Source organism: Methylocaldum sp. RMAD-M (genome assembly GCF_017832375.1).
Classification (GTDB): domain Bacteria; phylum Pseudomonadota; class Gammaproteobacteria; order Methylococcales; family Methylococcaceae; genus Methylocaldum.
In genome coordinates, this window is sequence record NZ_JAFIBZ010000009.1 from 115,261 (window position 1) to 140,205 (window position 24,945).

The 24,945-nt window shown below is 59.5% G+C and carries 18 protein-coding genes; 13 read left to right on the forward strand and 5 right to left on the reverse strand.

From position 1 onward, the window contains the following. Positions 1–146: 146 nt before the first annotated feature. Entirely contained in the window at positions 147–1,886 is a 1,740-nt protein-coding gene (locus tag JOD69_RS11430; protein WP_086134786.1) for a bifunctional protein-serine/threonine kinase/phosphatase, read from the forward strand. Position 1,887: 1 nt separating this feature from the next. Then, positions 1,888–2,379, forward strand: coding sequence for a cyanase (gene cynS, locus JOD69_RS11435; protein ID WP_205780710.1), 492 nt, complete (start codon positions 1,888–1,890; stop codon positions 2,377–2,379). An 89-nt stretch (positions 2,380–2,468) separates the two neighbouring features. On the opposite strand, the gene JOD69_RS11440 is transcribed toward cynS, so the two are convergent. Continuing rightward, on the reverse strand, positions 2,469–2,684 hold the full coding sequence (locus JOD69_RS11440; protein ID WP_077729539.1) for a hypothetical protein: 216 nt from the start codon (positions 2,682–2,684) through the stop codon (positions 2,469–2,471). Between the two features lie 268 nt (positions 2,685–2,952). Continuing rightward, positions 2,953–3,771 (reverse strand): alpha/beta hydrolase, encoded by an 819-nt coding sequence (locus JOD69_RS11445; protein ID WP_086134787.1) that lies wholly within the window; start codon positions 3,769–3,771, stop codon positions 2,953–2,955. Between the two features lie 627 nt (positions 3,772–4,398). On the opposite strand from JOD69_RS11445, the gene JOD69_RS11450 reads away from it, so the two are divergent. The 9 genes from JOD69_RS11450 (at position 4,399) to JOD69_RS11490 (ending at position 18,881) form a co-directional block, all read left to right on the forward strand. Continuing rightward, positions 4,399–5,349: a hypothetical protein gene (locus JOD69_RS11450; RefSeq protein WP_086134789.1), complete on the forward strand. Its 951-nt coding sequence runs from the start codon at positions 4,399–4,401 to the stop codon at positions 5,347–5,349. A 615-nt stretch (positions 5,350–5,964) separates the two neighbouring features. Then, on the forward strand, positions 5,965–7,239 hold the full coding sequence (locus JOD69_RS11455) for an MFS transporter (protein WP_077729640.1): 1,275 nt from the start codon (positions 5,965–5,967) through the stop codon (positions 7,237–7,239). A 42-nt stretch (positions 7,240–7,281) separates the two neighbouring features. Next, the gene (locus tag JOD69_RS11460) at positions 7,282–9,003 is read left to right on the forward strand and encodes a bifunctional protein-serine/threonine kinase/phosphatase (protein WP_086134791.1); all 1,722 of its coding nucleotides are present in this window, start codon (positions 7,282–7,284) and stop codon (positions 9,001–9,003) included. Between the two features lie 359 nt (positions 9,004–9,362). Continuing rightward, positions 9,363–11,801 (forward strand): nitrite reductase large subunit NirB, encoded by a 2,439-nt coding sequence (gene nirB, locus JOD69_RS11465; protein WP_086134792.1) that lies wholly within the window; start codon positions 9,363–9,365, stop codon positions 11,799–11,801. Between the two features lie 5 nt (positions 11,802–11,806). After that, the gene (nirD, locus tag JOD69_RS11470; protein ID WP_086134823.1) at positions 11,807–12,127 is read left to right on the forward strand and encodes a nitrite reductase small subunit NirD; all 321 of its coding nucleotides are present in this window, start codon (positions 11,807–11,809) and stop codon (positions 12,125–12,127) included. Between the two features lie 63 nt (positions 12,128–12,190). After that, the gene (locus tag JOD69_RS11475) at positions 12,191–14,917 is read left to right on the forward strand and encodes a nitrate reductase (protein ID WP_348529956.1); all 2,727 of its coding nucleotides are present in this window, start codon (positions 12,191–12,193) and stop codon (positions 14,915–14,917) included. A gap of 506 nt (positions 14,918–15,423) precedes the next feature. After that, entirely contained in the window at positions 15,424–16,749 is a 1,326-nt protein-coding gene (locus JOD69_RS11480) for a CmpA/NrtA family ABC transporter substrate-binding protein (RefSeq protein ID WP_086134793.1), read from the forward strand. Further along, positions 16,746–17,324, forward strand: a complete 579-nt coding sequence (locus tag JOD69_RS11485) for an ANTAR domain-containing protein (RefSeq protein WP_086134794.1) — start codon at positions 16,746–16,748, stop codon at positions 17,322–17,324. The genes JOD69_RS11480 and JOD69_RS11485 overlap by 4 nt, the downstream gene beginning before the upstream one ends. A gap of 288 nt (positions 17,325–17,612) precedes the next feature. Next, entirely contained in the window at positions 17,613–18,881 is a 1,269-nt protein-coding gene (locus JOD69_RS11490; protein ID WP_086134795.1) for an alginate export family protein, read from the forward strand. 195 nt (positions 18,882–19,076) lie between these two features. Here JOD69_RS11490 and pntB read toward each other — a convergent pair whose 3' ends face one another. From pntB to ubiG, 3 genes are all read right to left on the reverse strand, one after another. Continuing rightward, positions 19,077–20,477, reverse strand: a complete 1,401-nt coding sequence (gene pntB / locus JOD69_RS11495; protein WP_086134796.1) for a Re/Si-specific NAD(P)(+) transhydrogenase subunit beta — start codon at positions 20,475–20,477, stop codon at positions 19,077–19,079. Between the two features lie 15 nt (positions 20,478–20,492). Next, the gene (locus JOD69_RS11500; protein ID WP_077729551.1) at positions 20,493–22,055 is read right to left on the reverse strand and encodes a Re/Si-specific NAD(P)(+) transhydrogenase subunit alpha; all 1,563 of its coding nucleotides are present in this window, start codon (positions 22,053–22,055) and stop codon (positions 20,493–20,495) included. A gap of 287 nt (positions 22,056–22,342) precedes the next feature. Beyond that, positions 22,343–23,083 (reverse strand): bifunctional 2-polyprenyl-6-hydroxyphenol methylase/3-demethylubiquinol 3-O-methyltransferase UbiG, encoded by a 741-nt coding sequence (ubiG, locus tag JOD69_RS11505; protein WP_086134797.1) that lies wholly within the window; start codon positions 23,081–23,083, stop codon positions 22,343–22,345. A 107-nt stretch (positions 23,084–23,190) separates the two neighbouring features. Between ubiG and purE the strand changes: the two genes are divergently transcribed. Together purE and JOD69_RS11515 are read left to right on the forward strand one after the other, a co-directional pair. After that, positions 23,191–23,679, forward strand: a complete 489-nt coding sequence (gene purE / locus JOD69_RS11510; protein ID WP_077729553.1) for a 5-(carboxyamino)imidazole ribonucleotide mutase — start codon at positions 23,191–23,193, stop codon at positions 23,677–23,679. Positions 23,680–23,792: 113 nt separating this feature from the next. After that, positions 23,793–24,923: a 5-(carboxyamino)imidazole ribonucleotide synthase gene (locus JOD69_RS11515; protein WP_077729554.1), complete on the forward strand. Its 1,131-nt coding sequence runs from the start codon at positions 23,793–23,795 to the stop codon at positions 24,921–24,923. Positions 24,924–24,945: the final 22 nt, after the last annotated feature.

A 24,945-nucleotide genomic window follows, 5' to 3' on the forward strand; every position in this document is an offset into this window, starting at 1 on the left:
TTGAAGCTCCCTCAATCTCGTTCTTGATCCGGTCCCCATGAAGTATTAGGCCGTTTGTGCTGGGCTTGCCGAAGCTTTGTAGTCTTTCGACAAGCTCAAGGCGGGCGGCTTAAAAGCTTTACCAGGTCGGATCTATAAAAACAAAAATGTCCAGTCAATTAAGAATCTCCGTAGGACAATACTCCGACAAAGGCCGTAAGGAAACCAATCAGGATTTTCACGGTGTTTGCATACCGAAAGAGCCCCAGTTGAGCTCGAAAGGAATTGCGATTGCGCTGGCCGACGGGATCAGCAGCAGCGATGTGAGCCAGATTGCCAGCGAAGCCGCTGTTAGGAGTTTTCTCGAGGATTATTTCTGCACTTCGGACGCTTGGTCTGTCAGGAAGTCAGCACAGCGGGTTTTGATCGCGACCAACTCCTGGTTACATTCACAGACACAGCAAAGCCAGTATCGTTACGATAAAGACAGAGGTTATGTGTGCACCTTTAGCGGCATGGTGATCAAGTCAACCACCGCACATATTTTTCACGTGGGCGATACGCGCATCTATAGATTGCATGATGATGCCTTGGAGCAATTGACCAACGATCATCGATTTTGGGTATCGCAGGATAAAAGCTATCTTGGTCGGGCTTTAGGCGTTAATCCTCAGCTCGAAATTGATTATCGAGCATTGCCAGTGGAAGAAGGCGACATTTTCTTATTCGCGACAGACGGCGTTTATGAATATGCCAGTCCTCGGTTCATCATCAATGCCATCAGAGAGCATGAAGACGATCTCGATACCGCTGCGAAAGCGATCGTGGACGCAGCATACCAACAAGGCAGTCCGGATAATCTCACGGCTCAGGTCGTTAAAATCGAAAACTTGCCTAAGCAGAATCCGGATGAACTCTATCAGCAGTTAACCGAACTGCCGTTCCCCCCGATTTTGGAAGCCAGAATGGTTTTTGATGGCTACAAGATCGTCCGGGAGGTGCATGCCAGCAGTCGCAGCCATGTTTATCTGGCGGTTGATAACGAAACCGGCACACCGGTCATCATCAAAACGCCATCGATCGATCTTCGGGGCGACCCGGCTTATTTGGAAAGATTCTTGATGGAAGAATGGATCGCTCGGCGCATCAATAGTGCGTATGTACTGAAGCCTTGCGCACAGACGCGGAAACGCAACTATCTCTATATCGTCACCGAATTCATTGACGGTCAGACATTAACGCAGTGGATGATCGACAATCCGAGACCGGACCTGGAAACCGTGCGCGGCATCGTTGAACAAATTGCCAAAGGATTACGCGCTTTTCACAGGCTGGAAATGCTGCATCAGGACCTGAGACCGGACAATATCATGATCGACCGTACCGGCACGGTGAAGATCATCGATTTCGGTTCGACGAAAGTTGCCGGCCTGATGGAGATCACAACGGCAATCGAGCGAAGTCATCTGCTAGGTACTGCCCAATATACCGCGCCGGAATATTTTCTTGGCGAAAGCGGGACAACATATTCCGATATGTTTTCGCTGGGCGTTATAGCTTATCAAATGCTGTCGGGTAAACTGCCTTATGGCGCCGAAGTCTCCAAGGCCAGAACCAGAGCCGCACAAAAGAAATTAGCCTATCACTCTGTACTCGATGACGATCGGGAAATCCCTGCCTCGATCGATGATGTGCTCAGGAAGGCAGTACATCCGAACCCGTATCAGCGTTATGGGGAATTATCCGAGTTTATCTATGATCTACGCCACCCGAACCAAGCGTTTCTGAATAAGACCCGTCCACCGCTCATCGAACGTAATCCAGTAGTTTTCTGGAAAAGCGTTTCCTTCATTCTGGCAATTACTGTTGTTGCCTTATTGTTTAAGTTAACAAATAGGGGTATCTAAAATGAAAACAAAATCGACACAGACACCGTCATCTTGCAAAGCCGATTCTCTGCTGACCAAAGAACAAATGACGGACCGCATTATTACTGCAAAAGTAAAAAAACAACTCACTTGGACAGCCATTGCCGAACAGATTGGCGTCAATGAGGTTTGGCTGGCCTCGGCTTGTCTTGGCATGAACAGCATGAAACACGACATTGCCGAAAAGCTCTGCGCCATTTTGGAGCTGCCTATTGAAGTTCGAGCCGCCTTGGAAATGTTTCCTCACAAACAATGGCCCTTCGAAATACCCCAAGACCCGCTTATTTATCGGCTTTATGAAATCGTCGGCGTTTACGGAGAAACCTTGAAAGAAATCATTCATGAAAAATTCGGAGACGGTATCATGAGCGCGATAGATTTCAGCATGACGGTCGGCAAAGAAGAAAACCCAGCCGGCGATCGCGTCGTCATCACCATGAACGGTAAATTTTTGCCTTACAAATCCTGGTAAATCGGTAAAGGATTGCTTTGCCGGGCTCTATGAGACGAGTCGGCAACCGGCGGATCGGGCGAAAGAGCGGGCTCGAGTGAGAGCCGCTACTAGCTCACCGCCCGGTCGAATTCGAACTCCGGCGCCGGCTCGCCCCGCTCCAAATCGTTGGCGGAGGTTGAGCCCCAATCAGACACAGTCTGGGCGGCGATATGGAGCTGGCGTGGCATCACACAGTCGCGATGCTCGGCCAGGAACGCCCCGATGTTGGAACGGTGCATGGCGCGGGCCGCCTCGATACCCAGCAGCAAGCCGCCGAGCACCACGGTGCGGTGGGTGCAGCCGAATCCTCACGGTCGAATTTGTATTCGGGTAGTGCCGACATTTCTCTTCCGAAGCCGAAAAAAAAAGCGCCCATGCCGGTTCCGTACGAAACCGGCCAAGGACGCCTTTGTCCGAGGAAGCGATGAACGCCGCTGTTCGCGCTTCCCCTTGGTTTTCAAAAATTCCTGTCATGGAAGGAAAATCGGCTCCCGGTCTGCGAAGAACACGTTGCTTAGACGCAGTGCAACGGTAACTTCCGCCGTTGGACGATCACGAGTGCATACGGACGAACTCGATAATAGCCTTAGCGTACACGTCCGGGTGGGTGGCGTGCGGGATGTGCCCTGCTCCCGGAAATTTCAGGACCTCCGCGCGAGGCATCGCCTCTGCAAGCTTGCCGACTACTGGTCCGAAGATGGGTGGGCTCTGGTCGCCCAGCGTGAGGAGAGCCGGACGCGTAAACTCCTTGATCCACTCCAGCTCGAAAACCAGCTGTTCGGGATCTTTCGCCTCGTCGAGGAAGGTCGGAGCATTATCCATCATGATCTTCTTGTACTCCGGCGGCAGTTGAGCCCAGGACCCCGGGCCGAGCACAACAGTCTCGACGAACTGTTCGGCGGCGCCGGCATGATCGCCCGAGGCGATCCGTTCGACCACGCCCCCAACTCGTTGCCGAACCTGCTCCAGCATCGGCGCAACGGCGGAGTCGTCGGCGAGCAGCGCGAAGAGGGGCCGCTCGTGAATGATGAGGCCGCGAAGGAGGTCGTGCCGCTCACCGGCCAGCCGGAGCGCAATCGATGCGCCGAACGAGTTTCCCGCTACCCATGCCGGCGCGAGTCCCAGGTCCTGTATCAACGCAGCAAGGTCGGCCACGTCCTCGCGCACGCTGCCTTGTCCCGGCGGACACGTACTCTCGCTGTGGCCACGGCGATCGTAGGTGAGAACTCGAAAAGAGTCGACCAAACGGGGAACGAGCAGGTCCCAGTCGTGATGAGAATCCCATGAGCCGTGAACCAATACGAGGGGAACCTCCCCGCTGCCTTGGAGTTCATAGAAAAGCCGCACACCGTTGACATTTGCGGTTGCCATGCCGACCTCCTACGTCCGCGACTTCGCCCTGCAACAAAGCGTCACGGGCGATGCTCGGTGTATTTCTTTTCCGTTAATCTCGCCGTCAAACAATATCTCGCTACCCGCTTTGCAATCGGACTTTACCTTTTTAAGGGGAAAGTATTTGACGATTTCATCCGACCGTGTGAGCGCATCGAATATCGTCTCCGGCCTTGCTTCGATAAAAATACTTTTCCTTATCGTAAAGCTATCCATTCTCCCTAGCGCTCCGTCTGTTTGTTGGGTATTCAAAGTGAGCGGGTTAAGCCGTATTGCTTTTCTCCATTCGGCTAACAACCCGCGCTTAAAGTGCTTTTCCATCGTTTCCCGCGGTTTCTGCTGATGGCGTTCATAGAGGATGCTCCAGACGGCTTGATCCGTCAGCGAGACGGGTCCTTGATATCGAGGATGACGAGCCGACCACCAGGCCGAAGCGAGCGGGCTGCGTCCCGAGCCCTACGCGTTTTTCCATCTCCAGTGATCTTGCCATTCCGCAAGTTAAATAAGGCAAACCTGCCCGTCTCCGGGGAAGGTTGCAACTCGTTCCTCCCCGGGATATAAGAAACACCCATTCGTTGTCCGGAAATCGTGCCCGCCATCCGCAAGATGAGTACTCGTATCGAATATCCGCACCACAGGTTGCAGCTCATGTTCCTGTTGTCGATAACCGCCGGCGTGGTTCTTCACCTGCTGCAACTGCCGAGCCTGTTGCCCCAGCGGGAGGCCGGGACGATTATGCTGCTGGCGGCATGGCCTCAGCGCTTCTATTTCTGGACATTCGAAGCGCTGGCCTGGTTGCTTGCCGGAACTGCACTTGCCTTGAACCTCTTCTCGCCGAACCTTCCGGCCTGGTACGAGGGCGCAACCCCAACTCAGCGAGCGCGTGCATTGGGTACCGCCCTGGTCCTGGTTCAGCTCCTGCTCGGTCTCGGGTTTTGGCTTACCCGAGACAAGGGAGCGGACCAGCTCAGATGGCTGCGTGCCGCGTTCTGGATGGGCGGCGAGTTCCGAATTCCGGCCATTTTTGCAAGCTTACAGCTCTGGTTTGCCGCGTGGCTTTCGTTCCAGTGCTACCGCCTCGACCGCGCGATTTTCTGGTTCGCGTCCGCGCTGGTATGTACCTACCTCGGGTTCGATGAGTTGCTTTCGTTCCACGAGGCGGTCGGCGTCTTGCTGAAAGGCAGCACACTGATCGGCGACGGCGAGAACACCCTGAGCGTCGGCCCGGTCAGGACGTATTTCTGGCCACTGGTTTTCCTGCCGTTGCTGCTGGTCATGAGCGCCTGGTTTCTTGTCGCGGCACGTCGAGCGGTCGGCCCCCGCGCCCTGTGGCAACTGGTATTGGCCGGGCTCGTATTCGCGACAGGCGCGCTGGGCTTCGAGATCGTCGAGGCGAACGGCGCAGCACGCCTGGGAGAAGCATGGTTTAACTCCACGCCGGGGCAGGTCGTACTTCTGGCGGAGGAATCCTTCGAAACACTGGGGGTGACGCTCGCCGTCGTCGTATTCGCGAGGCACCGCTGGCAAACCCTTGCCGTGTCCCGCGGCGTCGATTGAACGGCCGGTTCACCCCGGCCGTACCTCGGTGGATGCCGGAGGCGGAAACACCACCGAAACCTTCAAGCCGCGCTGTTCCGGGCCTTCCAGCAATTTCAGCGTTGCGCCCGACGGGACCGTAGGCTGGGTTGCAGCGATAGCGAAAACCCAGCTAATCCACGTCTCAAACTGACGAAAGAAGCGCATCACTCGCGAACGATGCGGTTTATGCCCGGCCAGTCCCGGTTCGGCATCCAACCGGCTCCACCTGCACTATCCATTACTTTATATAGACTCACCGGAATACGGGTGCCGTCTTACCACCGTTAAGCGCCCGCGATCCGTACCTACGCTTCAACTCGGTGCACCGTAGGCGCAACAATGGTGCAAATAGCTGCGGGAAGGCATTCTGCACAGCCCAGCGGACCGCCGAAATGCCTAGCCGACGTGCTTCCGCGCTGTTTGGCACGCGAGCTGCTTACATCAATCAATAGAATGTACCTGCGCCAACGGTGGCGTTCAGGAACATGGCAAAGGCGTCTTGCGATCATCGTGCATCGATGTTCGCCGGGCGCTTTTTTTTTTGCTCCGGATTCACCGGAGAGCGGCTCTAGGATTTTTCGAGAAGATTTGTCGATGGACTTCAAAGAATTCAAGCGTGCCGGCCACTGGCCAACCCTGTTGTCCGCCTTTCTTTATTTCGACGTCTCCTTCATGGTCTGGGTGATGCTCGGGCCCTTGTCCCTGTACATCACCAAGGATCTGGGGCTACCGGTGGCGGAGAAGTTCACCATTGTCGCGATTCCCATCCTGTCCGGCGCAATATTCCGCATCGTTCTGGGTTCGATGGCCGACCATCTGGGACCCAAGCTGACCGGCGTTCTGGCCCAATTGCTGGTGATCCTCGGGCTCACCTATGTATTCGTGTTCGGCCTGCATTCCAAGCTGGAAGTGGAGTTGCTGGGATTGCTCTTAGGTATAGCCGGAGCCAGCTTCGCCGTGGCCTTGCCCCAGGCCAGCCGCTGGTATCCGCCCCAATACCAGGGCGTGGTGATGGGTATCGCGGGAGCCGGCAATATGGGGGTAGTCTTGGACTCCATGATCGTCCCTTGGCTGGCGGAACGTTTCGGCTGGCAGGCGGTGTTCGGTTTCCTGCTCATTCCTCTGGTGCTGGTGCTCGTCATCTACGCCGTTCTCGTCAAGGATGCCCCCGACAAACGCACGCCGGTCACCCTGGCCAACTACGCCGCGGTCATGAAGGACCCCGACACATGGTGGTTCATGTTCTTTTATTCCATTACCTTTGGGGGCTTCGTGGGGCTCGGCAATGCCCTGCCTCTTTATTTCACCAACTGGTATCACGTCTCCGGAATAGCCGCGGGCATGATGGTTGCCCTTGTGGTATTCGCCGGCTCGATGTTCCGGCCGGTGGGAGGGCTTTTGGCCGATCGGGTAGGCGGCATCCGTGCCCTGCAAGTTCTGTTCGTAATCGTTTCCCTGAGCTATCTCGCGATTTCGTTCTTGCCGGAGGGGCCGGCGCCGCAATCGGCGAGCGACGCGAAAGTGGCCGGCTGGGGTCTGTTCGAACTGCCGGCGCTCGCATGGTCTGCCGTCGGCATTTTTTTCGTCGGCACGCTGGCCCTGGGGATGGGCAACGGATCGGTATTCCAGTTGGTGCCGCTGCGTTTCCGCAGGGAAATCGGCGTGATTACCGGACTCGTCGGCTGCGCCGGAGGTGTGGGCGGATTCTTCCTGGCCAAGACCCTGGGCTGGTCCTGGAATGTGCAACACGGCTTCGCGCTGGGTTTCAGCGTGTTCGCGGGGCTGCCGCTCCTGGGGCTCGTCGGCCTGATCATGGTCAAGAAACGCTGGCGCACGACCTGGGGCGCGGTATCCGGTGCGCGGGTCTGAGCATGGCGGAATGGGGATAAGGGAACACACCGGGGTGCGTCAGTGACTGCGAACGGACAACTCGCCTTGAGCGCCGCCTTCGCTTCCCGCCAAGGGCGGCGCGAAGACAACCAGGACTACGCCGGTATCGCTCAACCGTCGCAGCAGGAACTGGCCTGTCGCGGCGTCGTCGCGGCGGTGGCGGACGGCATGGGCGGGGCCAAGGGAGGGCGGGTAGCCGCGGAGTTGTGCATGCACAGCTTCATGGAAGCCTATTACAGCCTGGCCGAAACCTTGGCGGTGGAGCAGTTGCTGGATCGAAGCCTGGATGCCGCCAATCGCTGGATACACGCGATGGGCAAGCGTGACCCGAATCTCGCCCACATGGCTACCACCTTCAGTGCCTTGATTCTTCGCGGCCGCCGCGCACATCTAATACACGTCGGCGACTCGCGCATCTACCGCCTGCGCGGCGAGCGGCTGGAGCTGCTGACGAAGGATCACACTTTGAACGGCCCCGAACTGGACCATATCCTGTACCGGGCCGTGGGCCTGGAGCCCCTGCTCCGGACCGACTACGCCGTGCACACGCTCGAAATCCACGACCGTTTCCTGCTGTGCAGCGACGGCCTACACGGCGGACTTAAACAAGCCGAGATCGCGCGCATCCTGCTGGAAAGGGCCGCGCCCCAAAGCAGTGCGGACGCTCTGGTCGAATCGGCGCTGGAGCGCGGCAGCACCGACAACGTCACCGCGCTGGTGGTGGATGTCATCGCCCTGCCCCGGGCCGACCGTCAATCGCTGCGGGAAATCATCGAGTCCTTGCCGATCCTGGAACTACCCCGTCCCGGCGACACGATGGATGATTTTCAACTGGAAGAACTGCTGTCTTCCGGGCGCTACAGCGCGCTGTTCCGCGCGGTCGACCGGCGCAACGGCAACCCGGTGGTCATCAAGTTCCCTCATCCGCGGGTAGCCAGCGAGCGGCAATATCACGATGCCTTTGTCCGGGAAGCATGGATCGGCGGGCGGGTGAAGAGTCCGTGGGTGGCCGAAATTTTGGAACAGCCGCCGGAGCGGCAAAGCCGTCTCTACTCGGTCATGCCGTATTATCGCGGCGCCACGCTCGAACGGCACCTGCGGCGAAACGCACGCATCGGCCTGGAGCCGGGCATCGACCTCGCTCTCAAACTGTGCAAGGCGGTGCACGCACTGCACCGCCAGCAGATCGTGCACCGCGACATCAAGCCCGACAACATCCTGCTTCCGGACGACGGCGGCCTGAAACTGCTGGATCTCGGCATTGCGCGATTGCCGGCCTGGGACGAGGACCAGGCCGATCCGATGCCGGGCACCGCCAGCTACATGGCGCCGGAACTGTTTCACGGCGAGCGGGGCAGCGTCGCCAGCGACATCTTCGCGCTGGGGGTAACGCTCTATCGCGTGTTCTCCGGAGGTGCCTATCCCTACGGCGAGATCGAGCCATTCAGCACGCCCCGATTCGGAAAACCCAAACCCCTGACCAGCCGCCGTCCGGATTTGCCGGTCTGGCTGGACGCCGCCTTGGCGCGCGCGGTCGCGATCGACCCCGGCGAACGCTATGCCGACGCCATCGAGCTGGCCTTCGAGCTGGAATCCGGATTATCGAAAGGCGGCGGCAAGCGTGTCTCCGCCCGTCCCCTTCCCCTGTACCAGCGCAATCCGGTTCTGTTCTGGCAACTGACCGCGCTGCTCCTGTTCGGATTGCTGATGGTGTGCCTGTTTCAGGTCTACGGGAGGGTTTAGGTGTTTATCAATGCAGTAAGTAAAGCCGTCATGCCGGCAGGGAAGGGTCATCCGGGCGCTCCCCGGATGACCGTTTGCGATTGGAAGGGTCATCCGGGCGCTCCCTGGATGACCGTTTGCGATTGGAATGCCGGCATCCAGAGCACAGGGATTGTGATCCGGGCCGATGCCATCCCTGGCGTCTGGATTCCGGCACAAAACCGTCGGGAACGGTTTTGGACAGCCGCAGGCTGGTCTGAAGGACGAGCCCCCTGGGAAGGGGCGAGCAATCCGTGCCGGAATGACGAGGTTCATCTCACGTCCCCGCATCCTACGAAAGTTGATTTGACGAATGGGATTCATCCCGGAGGAGGTAAGCCATGAAAAAACAGAGACTCATCGTAATCGGCAACGGTATGGCCGGCATACGCACAGTCGAGGAGCTGCTGAAAATCGCTCCCGACGCATACGACGTCACCGTGTTCGGTGCCGAACCGCACTGCAATTACAACCGTATCCTCCTATCCCCGGTCCTGGCCGGCGAGAAGACGCTTAACGACATCATCTTGAACGATGACGACTGGTACGCGTCGAACGGCATCACGCTGCACAAGGGGCGGAAGGTCGTCGCGATCGACCGTCGGCGGCGGCTGGTTCGTACCGAAGACGGACTGGAGGCCGGCTACGACCGGCTGCTGCTCGCCACCGGCTCCATGCCTTTCATGCTGCCGGTCCCAGGCAGGGATCTGCAGGGCGTAATCGGTTTTCGCGACATCCGCGACGTGGAACTGATGCTGGAGGCTTCGCAGAAGTACCGGCATGCGGTCGTCATCGGCGGCGGCCTCTTGGGGCTTGAAGCGGCCAACGGGCTGAAAAAGCGGGGGATGGCGGTTACCGTCGTGCATCTGCTCGATACCCTGATGGAAAGGCAACTGGACAAGCCTGCCGCGGACCTTTTGAAACGGGCGCTCGAGGACAGCGGCCTCGATTTCCGAATGGAAGCGCAGACCGAAGCCATCCTCGGCCACGACCGCGTCACCGGCGTACGCTTCAAGGACGGCTCGGAAACCCCCGCCGATCTGGTAGTCATGGCGGTGGGCATCCGCCCCAACGTCGATCTAGCCAAGAGCGCCGGCATCCATTGCGAGCGCGGCATCCTGGTCAACGACACCATGCAAACTTTCGACCCCCGCATTTACGCCGTGGGCGAATGCGTGCAACACCGGAAGCAGCTTTTCGGCCTGGTAGCCCCGCTTTTCGAGCAGGCCAAGGTCTGCGCGAATCACCTGGCGGAATACGGCATCGCGCGCTACGAGGGCTCGGTGACGTCCACCAAGCTGAAAGTGACCGGCATCGATCTTTTCTCCGCGGGCGAGTTTCAGGGCGGAAACGGCTACGAAGAGCTGCTGTTCCAGGACCCCGCCCGGGGCATCTACAAGAAGCTGGTGGTCGAATCCAACCGCATCAAGGGCGCGGTGCTTTATGGCGATACCGGCGACGGCGCCTGGTACTTCCAGTTGATGCGGGACGGCACCGATATCTCCGCTTTCCGGGAAAACATCCTGTTCGGGCAGGCGCATCTGGGCGATGCCGGCCACGGGGCGGACAACCGCGCGGCGCTCATGCCGGACACGGCGGAGGTCTGCGGCTGCAACGGCGTCTGCAAGAAGACCATCGTCGACGCCATCGTTCAGAAAAAGCTATTCACTCTGGATGACGTGCGCACCCATACCAAGGCCTCGGCTTCCTGCGGCTCGTGCACCGGTTTGGTGGAGCAGATCCTGCAAAGCACCCTGGGCAGCGATTACTCGGTCAGCCCGGCCAAAAAGCCGCTATGCAAATGCACCGACCATACCCATGAAGAAGTGCGAGAGGCGATACGCGCGGAGAGCCTGAAGTCGATTCCCGAGGTGATGCGCTTCCTAAACTGGAAGACAGTCGACGGCTGCCATTCCTGCCGCCCCGCGCTCAATTATTACCTGCTCTGCCAGTGGCCCAACGAATACCGGGACGATCCGCAGTCGCGCTTCATCAACGAGCGGGCCCACGCCAATATCCAGAAGGACGGCACCTATTCGGTGGTGCCGCGGATTTGGGGCGGCGTCACCAATCCTCGGGAGCTGCGCGCCATCGCCGACGTGGCCGAAAAGTTCGAGATTCCGACGGTCAAGATCACCGGCGGCCAGCGTATCGATCTTCTGGGCGTCCCGAAACAGCAGCTTCCGGCGGTTTGGGCGGAACTCGGCAAGCACGGCCTCGTCTCCGGCCATGCCTACGGCAAATCGCTGCGCACGGTGAAAACCTGCGTCGGCAAGGAATGGTGCCGGTTCGGCACGCAAGATTCCACCAAGATGGGCATAGACCTCGAAAAAATGACCTGGGGGTCGTGGACGCCGGCCAAGGTCAAGATGGCGGTATCGGGCTGCCCGCGCAACTGCGCCGAGGCCACGATCAAGGACTTCGGCGTGGTGGCGGTGGATTCAGGCTGGGAACTTCACGTCGGCGGCAACGGCGGCGTGAAGGTCCGCGCCACCGATTTTCTGTGCAAGGTCGATACGGAAGAGGAAGTGAAGGAATACTGCGGCGCCTATATGCAGCTATACCGGGAAGAAGCCCGCTACCTGGAGCGGACCGCGCACTGGATCGAACGCGTCGGTCTCGCTTATGTCCAGGAGCGCATCGTCTCGAATCCGGAAAGCCGACGCGCCTTGTACGAGCGGTTTCTCGAATCGCAGAAAAGCGCCCAGATCGATCCATGGGCGGTTCTCGCCAAGGAATCCGAGCGGCAACACTTCGAACCCTTGAGGAAAGTAGGATGAATGTCATGAGCGACTGGATCGAAATCGGCCGAATCGAGGACATTCCCCGCCAAGGCGCTCGCGTCGTCGCCACGCCGGCTGGCAATGTCGCCATCTTCCGCACCCTGAACGACGAAATTTTCGCGGTTCGCGACCTCTGCCCGCACAAAGGAGGGCCGCTCTCCCAAGGCATCGTATGCGGAAAGCGGGTGGCCTGTCCGTTGCACAACTGGGTGATCGACCTGGCGTCCGGCGAAGCCGCTCCGCCGGACGAGGGCCGAACGGCGTGCTTTCCGGTAAAGCTGGAAAACGAAAGGTTGTGGTTGCAACTCGACAGGCCGGAATAGCCGGAATTCCGTGAACGTTTGCCCTTATCCCAGCCACACTTCGTTATTAAGAGGAAGAGAAACGTGAGTTCTGCACCGCTCTCAGATCCGTCCTTAACAGCGGACGATGCGCCCATCGCCACCACCTGTCCCTACTGTGGCGTCGGCTGCGGCGTGCTGGCCAAGCCGCGCGGTCCCGAGTCGGCGGACATCAAGGGCGATCCGGAACATCCGTCCAATTTCGGGCGGCTTTGCTCCAAGGGCTCGTCGCTCGGAGAAACCCTGTCGCTGGAAACTCGGCTGCTTTATCCCGAGATCAGGGGCCGGCGGGTGAGTTGGGACAAAGCGCTAGGCACCGTCGCCGACACGTTTCGACGGATCACCGATATCCACGGTCCCGACTCGGTGGCGTTCTACGTCTCCGGCCAGCTCTTGACCGAGGACTATTACGTCGCGAACAAGCTGATGAAGGGTTTCATCGGCTCGGGAAATATCGATACCAATTCCCGCCTCTGCATGTCGTCCACGGTCGCGGCGCAGAAACGGGCCTTCGGCGAGGATGTCGTGCCCGGCTGTTACGAGGACCTGGAACTGGCCGATCTCGTCGTGCTGGTCGGTTCCAACGCGGCCTGGTGCCATCCGGTGCTGTTTCAGCGTCTGGTTGCGGCCAAACGGGAAAATCCCCGCCTGAAGATCGTCAACATCGATCCGCGCCGCACGGCGACGAGTCAGTCCGCCGATCTACATCTCCCGATACGGCCGGGCACCGACGTGGTTCTGTTCAACGGACTCCTGAATTATCTGCGCCAGGATGACAGGATCGATTTCGCCTTCCTGGAAAATCATCTCGGTCGCTACGCCGAAGCGTTCGAGAACGCTCGCAAAACGGCTCCCTCCCTGCCCGCTGTTGCCAGGATCTGCGGTATTCCCGAAGAGGACCTCGCGAGCTTTTACCAATGGTTTGCCCGCACCGAAAAAGTCGTCACCGCCTGGTCGCAAGGGGTCAACCAGTCGTCCAGCGGCACCGACAAGGTCAACAGCATCATCAACGTTCATCTTGCCACCGGGCGGATCGGCAAACCGGGCATGGGCCCCTTCTCCCTGACCGGCCAGCCCAACGCCATGGGCGGGCGGGAGGTCGGCGGACTCGCCAATCAGCTCGCGGCGCATCTCGACATCGAGAATCCCGAACACCGGGCTCTCGTGCAGGAGTACTGGAATGCGCCGCGCATGCCGGATAAGTCCGGACTCAAGGCCGTGGAGCTGTTTCAGGCGATCGCCGAGGGACGCATCAAGGCAGTCTGGATCATGGCCACCAATCCGGCCGTGAGCCTGCCGGACGCGAACGCGGTGCGGGACGCGCTCCGCCGCTGCGAATTCGTGGTGGTTTCCGAATGCGAGTCGGGCACCGACTTGGGCGCCTACGCACATGTGAACCTGCCCGCGCTGGCCTGGGGTGAGAAGGACGGCACCGTCACCAACTCGGAGCGTCGCATTTCGCGCCAGCGGGCATTTCTGGCAGCGCCTGGCGAAGCCAAGCCGGATTGGTGGATCGTCAGCCGGGTTGCCCAGCGGATGGGATACGAGGAAGGTTTTCGCTACGGGTCAGCTTGGGAAATTTTCCTGGAGCACGCCCGGTTGTCCGGCCTTCGGAATGACGGCAAACGGGTGTTCGACATTTCCGGTCTCGCGGAACTCGATCGCGCCGGCTATGAAGCCTTGAAGCCGATCCAGTGGCCGGTAAATGGGCATCATCCGAACGGCGCGTCTCGCCTGTTCGACGCAGGTGGGTTTTCAAACTTCGGCCGCCGCGCCGGAATGGTGCCGGTGGTCCCCAAAGCGCCGGCCAACCCGCCCGACGCGGCCTATCCGCTGGTGCTCAATACCGGGCGCGTCCGCGATCAATGGCACACCATGACCCGCACGGGAAAAACCGCCCGCTTGACCAACCATGTTCCCGAGCCTTACGCCGAGCTGAACCCCCACGATGCGGCCCGATTCGCCATTCAGGACGGAACCCTGGTTCGCCTCGAGAGCCGGTTCGGCCAAGCCCTGGTCCGCGCCCGCGTCAGTAAAGACCAGCAGCCAGGATCGGTGTTCGTGCCCATGCACTGGAGCGGACCCTATGCCAGCAAAGGCTTGATCAATGCCTTGGTCAACCCGGCAACCGATCCGATGTCCGGCGAACCCGAATCCAAGCATACGCCGCTCCGGATCGCGCCCTATCGGCCGTCGTGGCACGGCTTCTTGCTGTCGCGCGAACCGCTTGACGCTATCGAGGTCGAGTACCGCGTCACGATACGGGGAGACGGCCATTGGCTTTACGAGCTGGCACATTCCGAGTCACCTTCGGACTGGCCTGTCTGGATGCGCGGCTTGTTCACCCATCCCTCGGGTTCGCGCGAATCCGCGTCCGCCGAGCCGGTGCCCGGCAGGGAAGAATGGCTGGAGTTCGCCGACATCCACTCGGGCCGGTACCGCTGCGCACGCCTCCTCGGCGGACGTTTGCAGTTTTGCGCCTTCATAGACCGGAGCTTCGAGCTGCCGCCGCGCAGTTGGCTGGCCGGTCTATTCGCACTGGATGAAGTGCCCGATCGGGCACGCATGAGCCTTTTGGCCGGAAAACCGGCTTCGGCCGAGGATGATCAGGGGCGTATCGTCTGCTCCTGTTTCGGGGTCGGCATCAATACCTTGAAACGCGCCATTCAGAAGCAAAATCTGTCGACAACGGAACAAATTGGTGCAGCACTCAAAGCGGGAACCAATTGCGGTTCCTGTATTCCCGAGCTCAAGTCCTTATTGCAGGGGTAAAAACACCAGCGCCGCTGCGGCGGCACAAGGCGTCTAGCATTGCCTCGTATTTGTGCACTTCAACGGCCTATGTTCCTATTTAAGGCATCGCTTATCTCGGCCTAATTCAAAATCGCTTTTAATAAAGAATTCATGTTTGTAGGGTGGGTTAGGCCGGAGGCCGTAACCCACCGAGCGACCTCGAATCGGTGGGTTACGCGGAGCCTGTCGAAGGGCCTGTCCCGAGCGGAGACTAGGGGCTAACCCACCATCGATGGGTTTCGCTTCGCTCTACCCATCCTACGATGAATGTTCACTCGAATGCCGAACGGAATGACGTAGGTCGGCAATCCCTTGCCGACTGTCTGGGCTACGGCCAAGCACTGGACCGTATGGCACGATCATTGCTGAAACCATAACGTCGTGGCAGGCTACTCGCGTCGTAACTGCTATCGGAGCCGATACGCTCTTGACGCTTCACAATCCAATCCATCCTGGAGAATTTTGGACAAGGAGACCCTTAACTCATGACCTCGGTTCCCCAATGGCTGCGCCCTGGCGTTCATGCGGCAGGCGGCGAAGGACTCGAGAAAACCCAGATCGACTTGGGTTTCATCCCGCTGACGGACTGCGCACCGCTCGTCATCGCCTACGAAAAAGGTTTTTTTCGAAAACACGGGCTGGAAGCGAGACTTTCCCGAGAGGTGTCCTGGGCCAATATCCGCGACAAGGTATTCGCCGGCTTGCTGGACGGCGGTCATATGCTGGCACCCATGCCCATCGCCACGACGCTCGGTCTCGGGGAACTGAAAAAACCGACCATCGCCGCTCTGTCCCTGGATCTCAACGGCAACGCCATTACCGTTTCCCTGGACTTGTACCGGCGCATGGCCGAACTCGATCCGGCGGCGGCAGCCGAGCGGTCCATGAGCGTCCGTGCACTGAAGAAAGTCATCGATACCGGCAAACACGCGGGGCGCGAGCCCTTGTGCTTCGCAACGGTATTTCCGTTCTCCCCCCATAACTACATGCTGCGCTACTGGCTGGCCGCCGGCGGCATCGATCCGGACCGCGACGTGCGCCTGGTCGTGATCCCGCCGCCGCACATGGTGAAGTACCTGAGCAGCGGAGAAATAGACGGTTACTGCGTCGGAGAACCGTGGAACGCGCAGGCCGTGGCCACCGGCGTCGGACGCACGCTGATCACCGATTATGAAATCTGGAACAACAAGCCGGAAAAAGTGCTGGGCGTGAACCGGGAGTGGGCCGAACAACATCCCAACACTCACCGCGCCATGCTGATGGCGCTGCTGGAGGCGGCGCAATGGATCGATCAACCGGAAAACCGTATCGAAGTGGCCGATATTCTGGCTCGGGAGGAATACGTCAACGCACCGGCTGACGTGGTGAAAATGTCCATGGTCGGCTCGTTTCGCTACCAGGTCGACGCCGCGCCCGCGCCGCTTCCCGACTTCAACGTGTTCTTCCGTTATGCCGCGACGTTTCCCTGGCGCTCCCATGCCGTCTGGTTCATCACTCAGATGTACCGTTGGGGACAACTCCGCGATCCCGTAGACATGCGAAAGCTTGCCGAAGAGGTCTATCGGCCCGATCTTTACCGCGAAGCCGCCCAGGCTCTGGGCCTGCCCTTCCCCACCGCGGACTACAAGACCGAGGGGCAGCACGGCGAACCGTGGACGCTTCGGGAAGCCACCGAGCCGATGATCCTGGGTACGGATCAGTTCCTGGATGGCGGCACCTTCGATGCGCTCCGTCCGGTGGATTATCTGGAGCGCTTCGAGCTGCACAATCGGCAGGTTTCACTGGACGAACTGGCCAAGGTCAATCCATGAGCCTCAGAATCATGCTGGTCGATCAGGATTCGGCACGCAGCGCCATATTGGAGCAAGCGCTGCACGATGCCGGACATCAGGTCGTCGCCCGGATCAAGCACGGCCACAACCTGCTTCGAGAACTCAAGGAATGCCAGCCGGACATGGTGATCATGGATCTGGAGGCGCCGGGCCGCGACACCTTGGAGCAAATGCGGGAGATTAGCCGCGACCAGCCGAGGCCGATCATCCTGTTCTCGAACAAGCGCGACGGCGATTACATCCGCCAGGCCGTGCAGGCCGGGGTAAGCGCCTATGTGGTGGACGGCCTCAGTCAGGAACGCATCATGCCCATCGTCGAGGTGGCCATGGCCCGTTTTCGCGAATTCGAGGCGCTCAAGCGCGAACTGCACGAAACCAAAACCCAGCTAGCCGACCGGAAAGTGGTGGACAAGGCCAAGGGCATTTTGATGCAGCGGAAGGGAATGAGCGAGGACGAAGCGTATCAGTTGCTGCGCAAAGCGGCCATGAGCCGCAACATGCGCATCGCGGACGTAGCCAGGACCCTGCTTACTCTGGAAGGGCTGACGGACTGACTTCGGGGCGAATTCCGCCCGCCTTTCGCGCATCGCGCACTCTTTTGTCGCACCCGATGCACCAGCCCACCCGCCCGGCGCCTCCGCACTGCGCCGCCAGCTGCTGTTTCAGAGCTGTTTAGCGCGTTAAACGAGCTTGGCACGCTTCCTGTTAGTCCTATGAAAGCTAGAGTCGCGCGCTGACGGCGGCGCTCGACTTCCGGACAAAGGCGTCCTCCCGCAGCTCTTCAACTGCGGGCGACGCCTTTTTTATTGCTTATCGGATCACAACAGAATGGGGGTACAGTCATGGGGATTATCAGGCAGCCGCTGAGTAGCGGCAGCTTAGCGCGGCTTCTGATGCTGGGGCTCGGCACGGCCAGCCCGGTTTTTGCGGAGGGTATCGACGAGAATATCGAAAAGGCGTTGAACGTCGGCGGCGGCAAGATCAACATCGATATCCGGTATCGGTTCGAATACGTGGATCAGGCCAATCTGCCCGAAATCGGCAAGGCCGACATGATCCGGGCGCGCATCGGCTATCTGACTCCGGAGTTTCACGGGCTCAAGGCCTTCGCCGAATACGAAGGCAACCAGGATATCTTCAGCAACGAGTACAACAGCACCTGGAACGACAAGACCCGGCATCCCGTCATCGCCGATCCCCAGAAGAACGAGGTCAACCAGTTATGGCTGAATTACAGCGGTTTACCTCAGACCAACCTAAAAGTCGGCCGTCAACGCATCATCTTCGACAACCACCGTTTCATCGGCAACGTCATCTGGCGGCAGCTGGAACAGACTTATGACGCCGTGGCCATCACCAACGCCAGCCTGCCCGACACCACGATCACCGCCGGTTATATTTGGAAAGTGCAGGACGTCACCTCCCGCACCATCGGCATGAATTCGCCGATCTTCAACATTGCCTACACCGGTCTCCCTTGGGGCAAACTCGTCGTCCACGGTGAATGGCTGGATTACGACAATCAACACGAAAGCTTTCCGACGCGGACCTTCAATACCCTAACCAATTCCACCCAGACGGTCGGCGCTCGCTTTGACGGCGCGACACCCATCACCGACAAAATCAAGGCCCTCTACACGGCCGAATACGCATGGCAGGAGGACTATGCGGAAAACCCGAAGGACTTCAAGGTCGATTACTGGCTGGCGGAAGGCGGGATCGATCTGTGGGGCTTCGTCTTTAAAGGGTCCTTCGAGGAACTGGGCTCGGACAACGGCCAGGGCTTCCGTACGCCGCTCGCGACGCTGCACGCCTTTCAGGGCTGGGCGGACAAGTTCCTGGTGACGCCGCCCGACGGCGTCCGGGACGTGTACGGCACGTTCAAGACCAGCCTGTACGGCTTGGATTTATGGTTCGTCTACCACGATTTCCGGGACGATACCGGCAGCATCCGCTATGGCGAGGAGTTCGACGTACAGGTGGAAAAGAAATTCGGCAAGCATTATTCCCTGCTCTTCAAGTTCGCCGACTACAACTCGTCCAACCCGAGAGCGTTTGCCGGCAACGTCGACACTCAAAAATGGTGGCTGCAGGCGGGGATCAGTTTCTAAAAGAAAGCTGGGAATTTAAGGCCGTAGGATGCGGTGAGTATTCGAACCGCATCGATCGCGACAGATGCGGCTCCTACGTCGCCACATCCTACGGTCATTTACATTTATCCTTGTAAGTGCTTGAGCTTGCGTAGGGCGCATTAGCTTTAGCGTAATGCGCCGCATGGGAAATCCATTCTACGCAAACCGGTATTTCTACCCCTGCAAGTGCTTCAGCACCTCGTCCAGCATCTTCTTGGCGTCGCCGAACAGCATCCGATTGTTCTCCTTGTAGAACAGCGGATTGTCGACGCCGGCATAGCCGGACGCCATCGAGCGCTTCATGACGATCGAGGTTTTCGCCTTCCAGACCTCCAGAACCGGCATGCCGGCGATGGGGCTGTTGGGGTCTTCCTGCGCCGCCGGGTTCACGATGTCGTTGGCACCGATGACCATGGCGACGTCGGTCTCCGGGAAGTCCTCGTTGATTTCGTCCATTTCCAGCACGATGTCGTAAGGAACCTTAGCCTCGGCCAAAAGCACGTTCATATGGCCCGGCATGCGGCCCGCCACCGGGTGGATGGCGAAACGCACGTCGACGCCTTTTTCACGCAGCAGCCTGGTGATCTCGTACACCGTATGCTGGGCCTGAGCCACCGCCATGCCGTAGCCCGGCACCAGAATGGCGCGGCTGGCGTTGCGCAGGAGTTCGGCCGTTTCTTCCGGTGTGATCGGCTGCACCTCGCCTTGTGGCCCCGCCCCAGCCGCCGGCGCTACGCCGGTACCGGTACCGAACCCGCCGGCGATGACCGAGAGGAAATGGCGGTTCATGGCACGGCACATGATGTAGGACAGGATCGCACCGGAAGAACCCACCAGAGCGCCGGTCACGATCAGCAGATCGTTGGACAGCATGAAGCCGGTGGCCGAAGCCGCCCATCCCGAGTAGCTGTTGAGCATGGACACCACCACCGGCATATCGGCGCCGCCGATCGCCATGACCATGTGCACGCCGAAAGCTAGCGCAACGGCCGTCATCAGCAGCAACGGAACGAACCCGCCCGCAGTGGACTGCGCGTTGACGAAGCCGGCCCCCAAGATGATGGCTAGAATCAAAAGGCCCAGATTGAGCCAGTGCCGGGCCGGAAGCAGCATGGGTTTGCCGTCGATCTTGCCCGACAGCTTACCGAATGCGATGACCGAACCGGAAAACGTCACGGCGCCGATCAGAACGCCGAGATAGATTTCCACCTCATGAATGGTTTTCTCCACCCCGGTAAAGGCTGAGGTCGGATCGATGAAGTTCGCATAACCCACCAGCACCGCAGCCAACCCCACCAGGCTGTGCATCAGCGCGACGAGTTCCGGCATTTCAGTCATCTTGACCTTGATAGCGGCATAGACCCCGACGCTGCCGCCGATAGCCATGGCGACGATGATCGGAACATAGCTGGTCACCTTCGGCCCGAACACGGTTGCGAGGATGGCGATGGCCATGCCGAGGATGCCGTAGAAATTGCCGCGCCGCGCGGATTCAGGATGGGAAAGCCCCCCGAGGCTCAAGATAAACAGTATCGTCGAGCCGATATAGGAAACGGTAACTAATCCTTCTGACATTGTTATTCTCTCCGCTTATCTTCTGAACATGCGCAGCATGCGCTGGGTGACCCAGAAACCGCCGGCCATGTTGACCGAGGTCAGAACGATGGCGAGCCCCGCCAAGATGGTGATCAACACACCGGGCGAGGAAATCTGGATCAAGGCGCCGATGGCGATGATGCTCGAAATGGCGTTGGTGACGCTCATGAGCGGAGTGTGCAGAGCCGGGGTGACGTTCCAGATCACCATGTAGCCCACGAAACAGGCCAGCACGAAAACGGTGAAGTGGGACATGAACGCCGCCGGAGCCACAGAACCGAGGCCGTAGAACAGGAGACCCGCCACGCCCAGCGTGATGCCGGTTTGCGCCCAGGCGGGCAGCAGCGGCTTCTTTTCCGCCTTCTTGATTTCGACCGGCGGTGCCGGGGTGGCTCCTACCGGGGCTGCGGTGATTTTCGGCGGTGGCGGCGGCCAGGTGATTTCCCCCTCCTTGATCACCGTGGTTCCGCGTATGACCTCGTCCTCCATGTTGACGTCGATCGTGCCGTCCTTGTTCGGGCACAGCTCTTCCATCAGTCTCAGAAGGTTGGTGGCGTACAGCGTGCTGGACTGACGGGCAAGCCGGCTGGGCAGATCGGCATAGCCGATGATGGTGACGCCGTGTCGGACGACGACTTCGCCCGGGACCGTCAGCTCGCAGTTGCCGCCCTGCTCGGCCGCCAGGTCGACGATGACGCTGCCGGGTTTCATGGATTCCACCATTCCCGCGGTGATCAGTGTGGGCGCGGGCTTGCCCGGAATCAGCGCGGTCGTGATAACGATGTCCACGTCCATGCACTGGCGGGCGATCATTTCCTTTTGGGCCTTTTGGTAGCCCTCGCTCATCACTTTGGCATAGCCGCCGACGCCGGTGCCCTCCTCCTGATAGTTGACTTCCACGAACTCTGCGCCCATGGATTTGACTTGGTCTTTGACTTCCGGGCGGGTATCCGTTGCCCGGACGATGGCGCCGAGACCGTTCGCCGCGCCGAGGGCGGCCAACCCGGCGACGCCGCAGCCGATGACGAATACTTTCGCCGGCGGCACTTTGCCGGCGGCGGTCACCTGTCCCGTGAAGAACCGCCCGAAATGCTGGGCCGCCTCGATCACTGCGCGGTAGCCGGCGATATTCGCCATGGAACTCAAGGCGTCCAGCTTCTGCGCGCGGGAAATGCGGGGCACGCTGTCCATCGCCAGCACGGTGGCTTTCTTGGCCGCGAGCCGTTCCATGAGATCGGGGTTCTGGGCCGGCCAGATAAAGCTGATGAGATTGCCGCCCTCGCGCAAATAGTCGACTTCATCCACGGCCAGTTCGGGATGGACTTGAGGACCACGCACCTTGAGCACGATGTCCGAGCCGGCCCACAAGGATTTAGCATCATCGGCGATGTCGCAGCCGACTTCGCGGTAGGCATCGTCGGAAAAGTTGGCGCTGTCGCCGGCCCCGGTTTCCACGGTCACCGAGAAACCGAGTTTCATGAGTTTTTCGGCCACCTCCGGCACGGTTGCAACACGCTTCTCTCCGGCGTGTATTTCTTTGGGAACCCCAATTCGCATAAAACGTACTCCTCCTAGCGCTATCGAGCGCAACAATTACGAACATTGTTTTTGTTCAAGAGGGCGAAAACAGGGCGCCAGAAGTCCCGTTCCTGGTGGGACGGAAATAGCTAACTTGCGTGCGACAATGAGAAATTCACAATCTATGTCTCGATAATTGACAAAATTTTCTGGCCCGGCTTAACGACCCCCGCACCTTCTTAAAGTAATTGCCGGGAGAGGTCAACTTATTTTGCCTCTGGCAACCCATCCGGATTGGGCTGCGGAACTCTTTGCAACGCCGCCGATCAGCCGGATTTTTCGGCGACCAGCATGTAGTTGACGCTCATTCCGGGACTTAGCCTGAATTTCCGAGTAAAGGGATCGATCTTGACGCCGGTGCGATCGAAAACACGCATGCCGCTTTCGAGAAGCATGCCTTCCAATTCCTCCGGTTTCGGAAACTTCCGCCAACGATGGGTTCCCTTGGGGAGCCAGCGCAGCACGTATTCGGCGCCGACGATCGCGGTAAGAAAGGATGCGGCCGTCCGGTTGAGCGTGCCGATGACCATCAGCCCTCCGGGCCGGACCAATCGGCCGCAGGCGCTCATGAAGAGCGGCAAATCGGCCACGTGCTCGACGACTTCGAGATTCAAGACGGCATCGTACGATTCGCCCTGTTCGGCCAAACCTTCCGCGGTGCCGCAGGTGTACCGGATCGCCAGACCGCTCGCTTCTGCATGCTGCTGCGCGATGCGGATATTCTTTTCCACCATGTCGACGCCGTGCACCTCCGCGCCGAGCCGCGCCATCGCTTCGCTCAGCAACCCTCCGCCGCAGCCGATGTCCAAGAGACGAATCCCCTGAAGCGGCACAGCTCGATTCGCGCTGCGACCGAAGCGTGCGCTCAAACGCTCGGAGATGTAACCGGCTCGAAGCCGATTGAGGCGATGCAAGGGCCAGAATGGGCCGTCGGGGTCCCACCAGGCATGGGCCAGCCGGTCGAAATGCGCCGCCTCGGCGGGATCGATTGTGGTTTTTGTGCTCAAGGTTTATTTTTCCAGAGGAAGGAAGCCCGATATGCGTGCCTTCGTCTTAGCGCGTGGCGAGGAATCGGGATAAAATCGCTTTTTTGATTGGAAAGACCGGATATTCAATGGTTCACGTCGGCATCATCATGGGCAGCAATAGCGACTGGGAGATCATGCAGCATGCCGCCCGTCAGTTGAAAGATTTCAATGTCCCGTTCGAAACGAAGGTGGTTTCCGCTCACCGGACGCCGGATTTGTTGTTTCAATACGCCGAAACGGCGGCCGATCGCGGACTCAAATGCATCATCGCCGGGGCTGGAGGCGCGGCGCATCTGCCCGGCATGATGGCGGCGAAAACCCACCTGCCCGTGCTGGGCGTTCCGGTGCCGACGACATACATGAAAGGCAAGGACTCCCTGTACTCCATCGTCCAGATGCCCAAGGGCATACCGGTCGCGACCTTCGCCATCGGCGAACCGGGCGCGGTGAATGCCGGTCTGTTCGCGGTGGCGCTGCTAGCCGTTCACGATTCGGACTTGGCCGCCAAACTCAAGGCTTATCGCCTTAGGCAAACAGAAGCCGTGCTGGGGCTGACGCTGCCGGAAATCGAATGATGCCGAAAGCAGGCCGCTGATTTTCCGAAACAGGACGTCCTGAAGCTAACTAGAATAAGAACGGCTGTCGTCTATCGACCCGTTCCCGTAGTTCCACATTAACCCTATCGACGATGAAACACATTCTACCGAATGCCATGCTCGGCATCCTGGGCGGTGGTCAATTGGGCCGCATGTTCACCATGGCGGCGCGGGCCATGGGCTATCGCGTCACCGTACTGGATCCCGACGGCGACAGTCCGGCCGGCGGATTGGCCGATGTGCACATCCGCGCTGCCTACGATGACCGGGCGGCTCTCGACAGACTCGCCGAAACCTGCGCCGCGGTCACCACGGAATTCGAGAATGTCCCGGCCGAAAGCCTCAGCTACCTGGCACAGCGCGTACGGGTAAGCCCTTCGGCGGAATGCGTTTCGATCGCTCAGGACCGTATCGCGGAAAAGCGATACATTTCCGGGGCAGGGCTCGGAGTCGCTCCGTTTCTCGCGATCGAGACCGCCACCGACCTGGATCGGAATCTGGCGGACCACTTGCCCGGCATTCTGAAGCTGGCGCGGCTCGGCTACGACGGCAAGGGCCAAATCCGGGTGAAAACCGTCGAGGAAGCGAAAGCCGCATTCGCCGAACTGGGCGGAAAGTCTTGCGTACTGGAGCGGCAACTGAATCTAAAAACCGAGATTTCGGTCATCATCGCCCGTTCTTCGCCGACCGAAGTAGTCTGCTTCCCCGTGGCGGAAAACCAGCACGAATCGGGAATTCTCGACGTCAGCATCGTGCCGGCCAGGGTTGCGCCGGCCGTCGCGACACACGCGCAAGACATGGCGCTTAAGCTCGCTCAAGCCATGGACTATATCGGCGTCCTGGCGGTGGAATTCTTCGTGCTGGACAACGACGACCTGGTCATCAATGAAATCGCCCCGCGCCCCCACAACAGCGGCCACTATACGCTGGATGCCTGCGCCGCCAGCCAGTTCGAACAACAAGTCCGCACCTTGTGCGGATTGCCGCCCGCGGATACCCGCTTGCTGAGTCCGGTGGTGATGGTCAATCTTCTGGGCGATATCTGGCGAGACGACGAGCCGGCCTGGGACAAGCTCTTGAGTCAGCCCAACGTCAAGCTCCATCTTTATGGAAAGAAGACCGCCCGCATCGGCCGTAAAATGGGACATTTCAACGTGCTGGCCGAAAACGTGGAAGCCGCTTTGTCGCAGGCACTGGAACTGAAACAGATGCTCCAGGCTTAGCCGGAAAAGCGGCGCTTCCGGC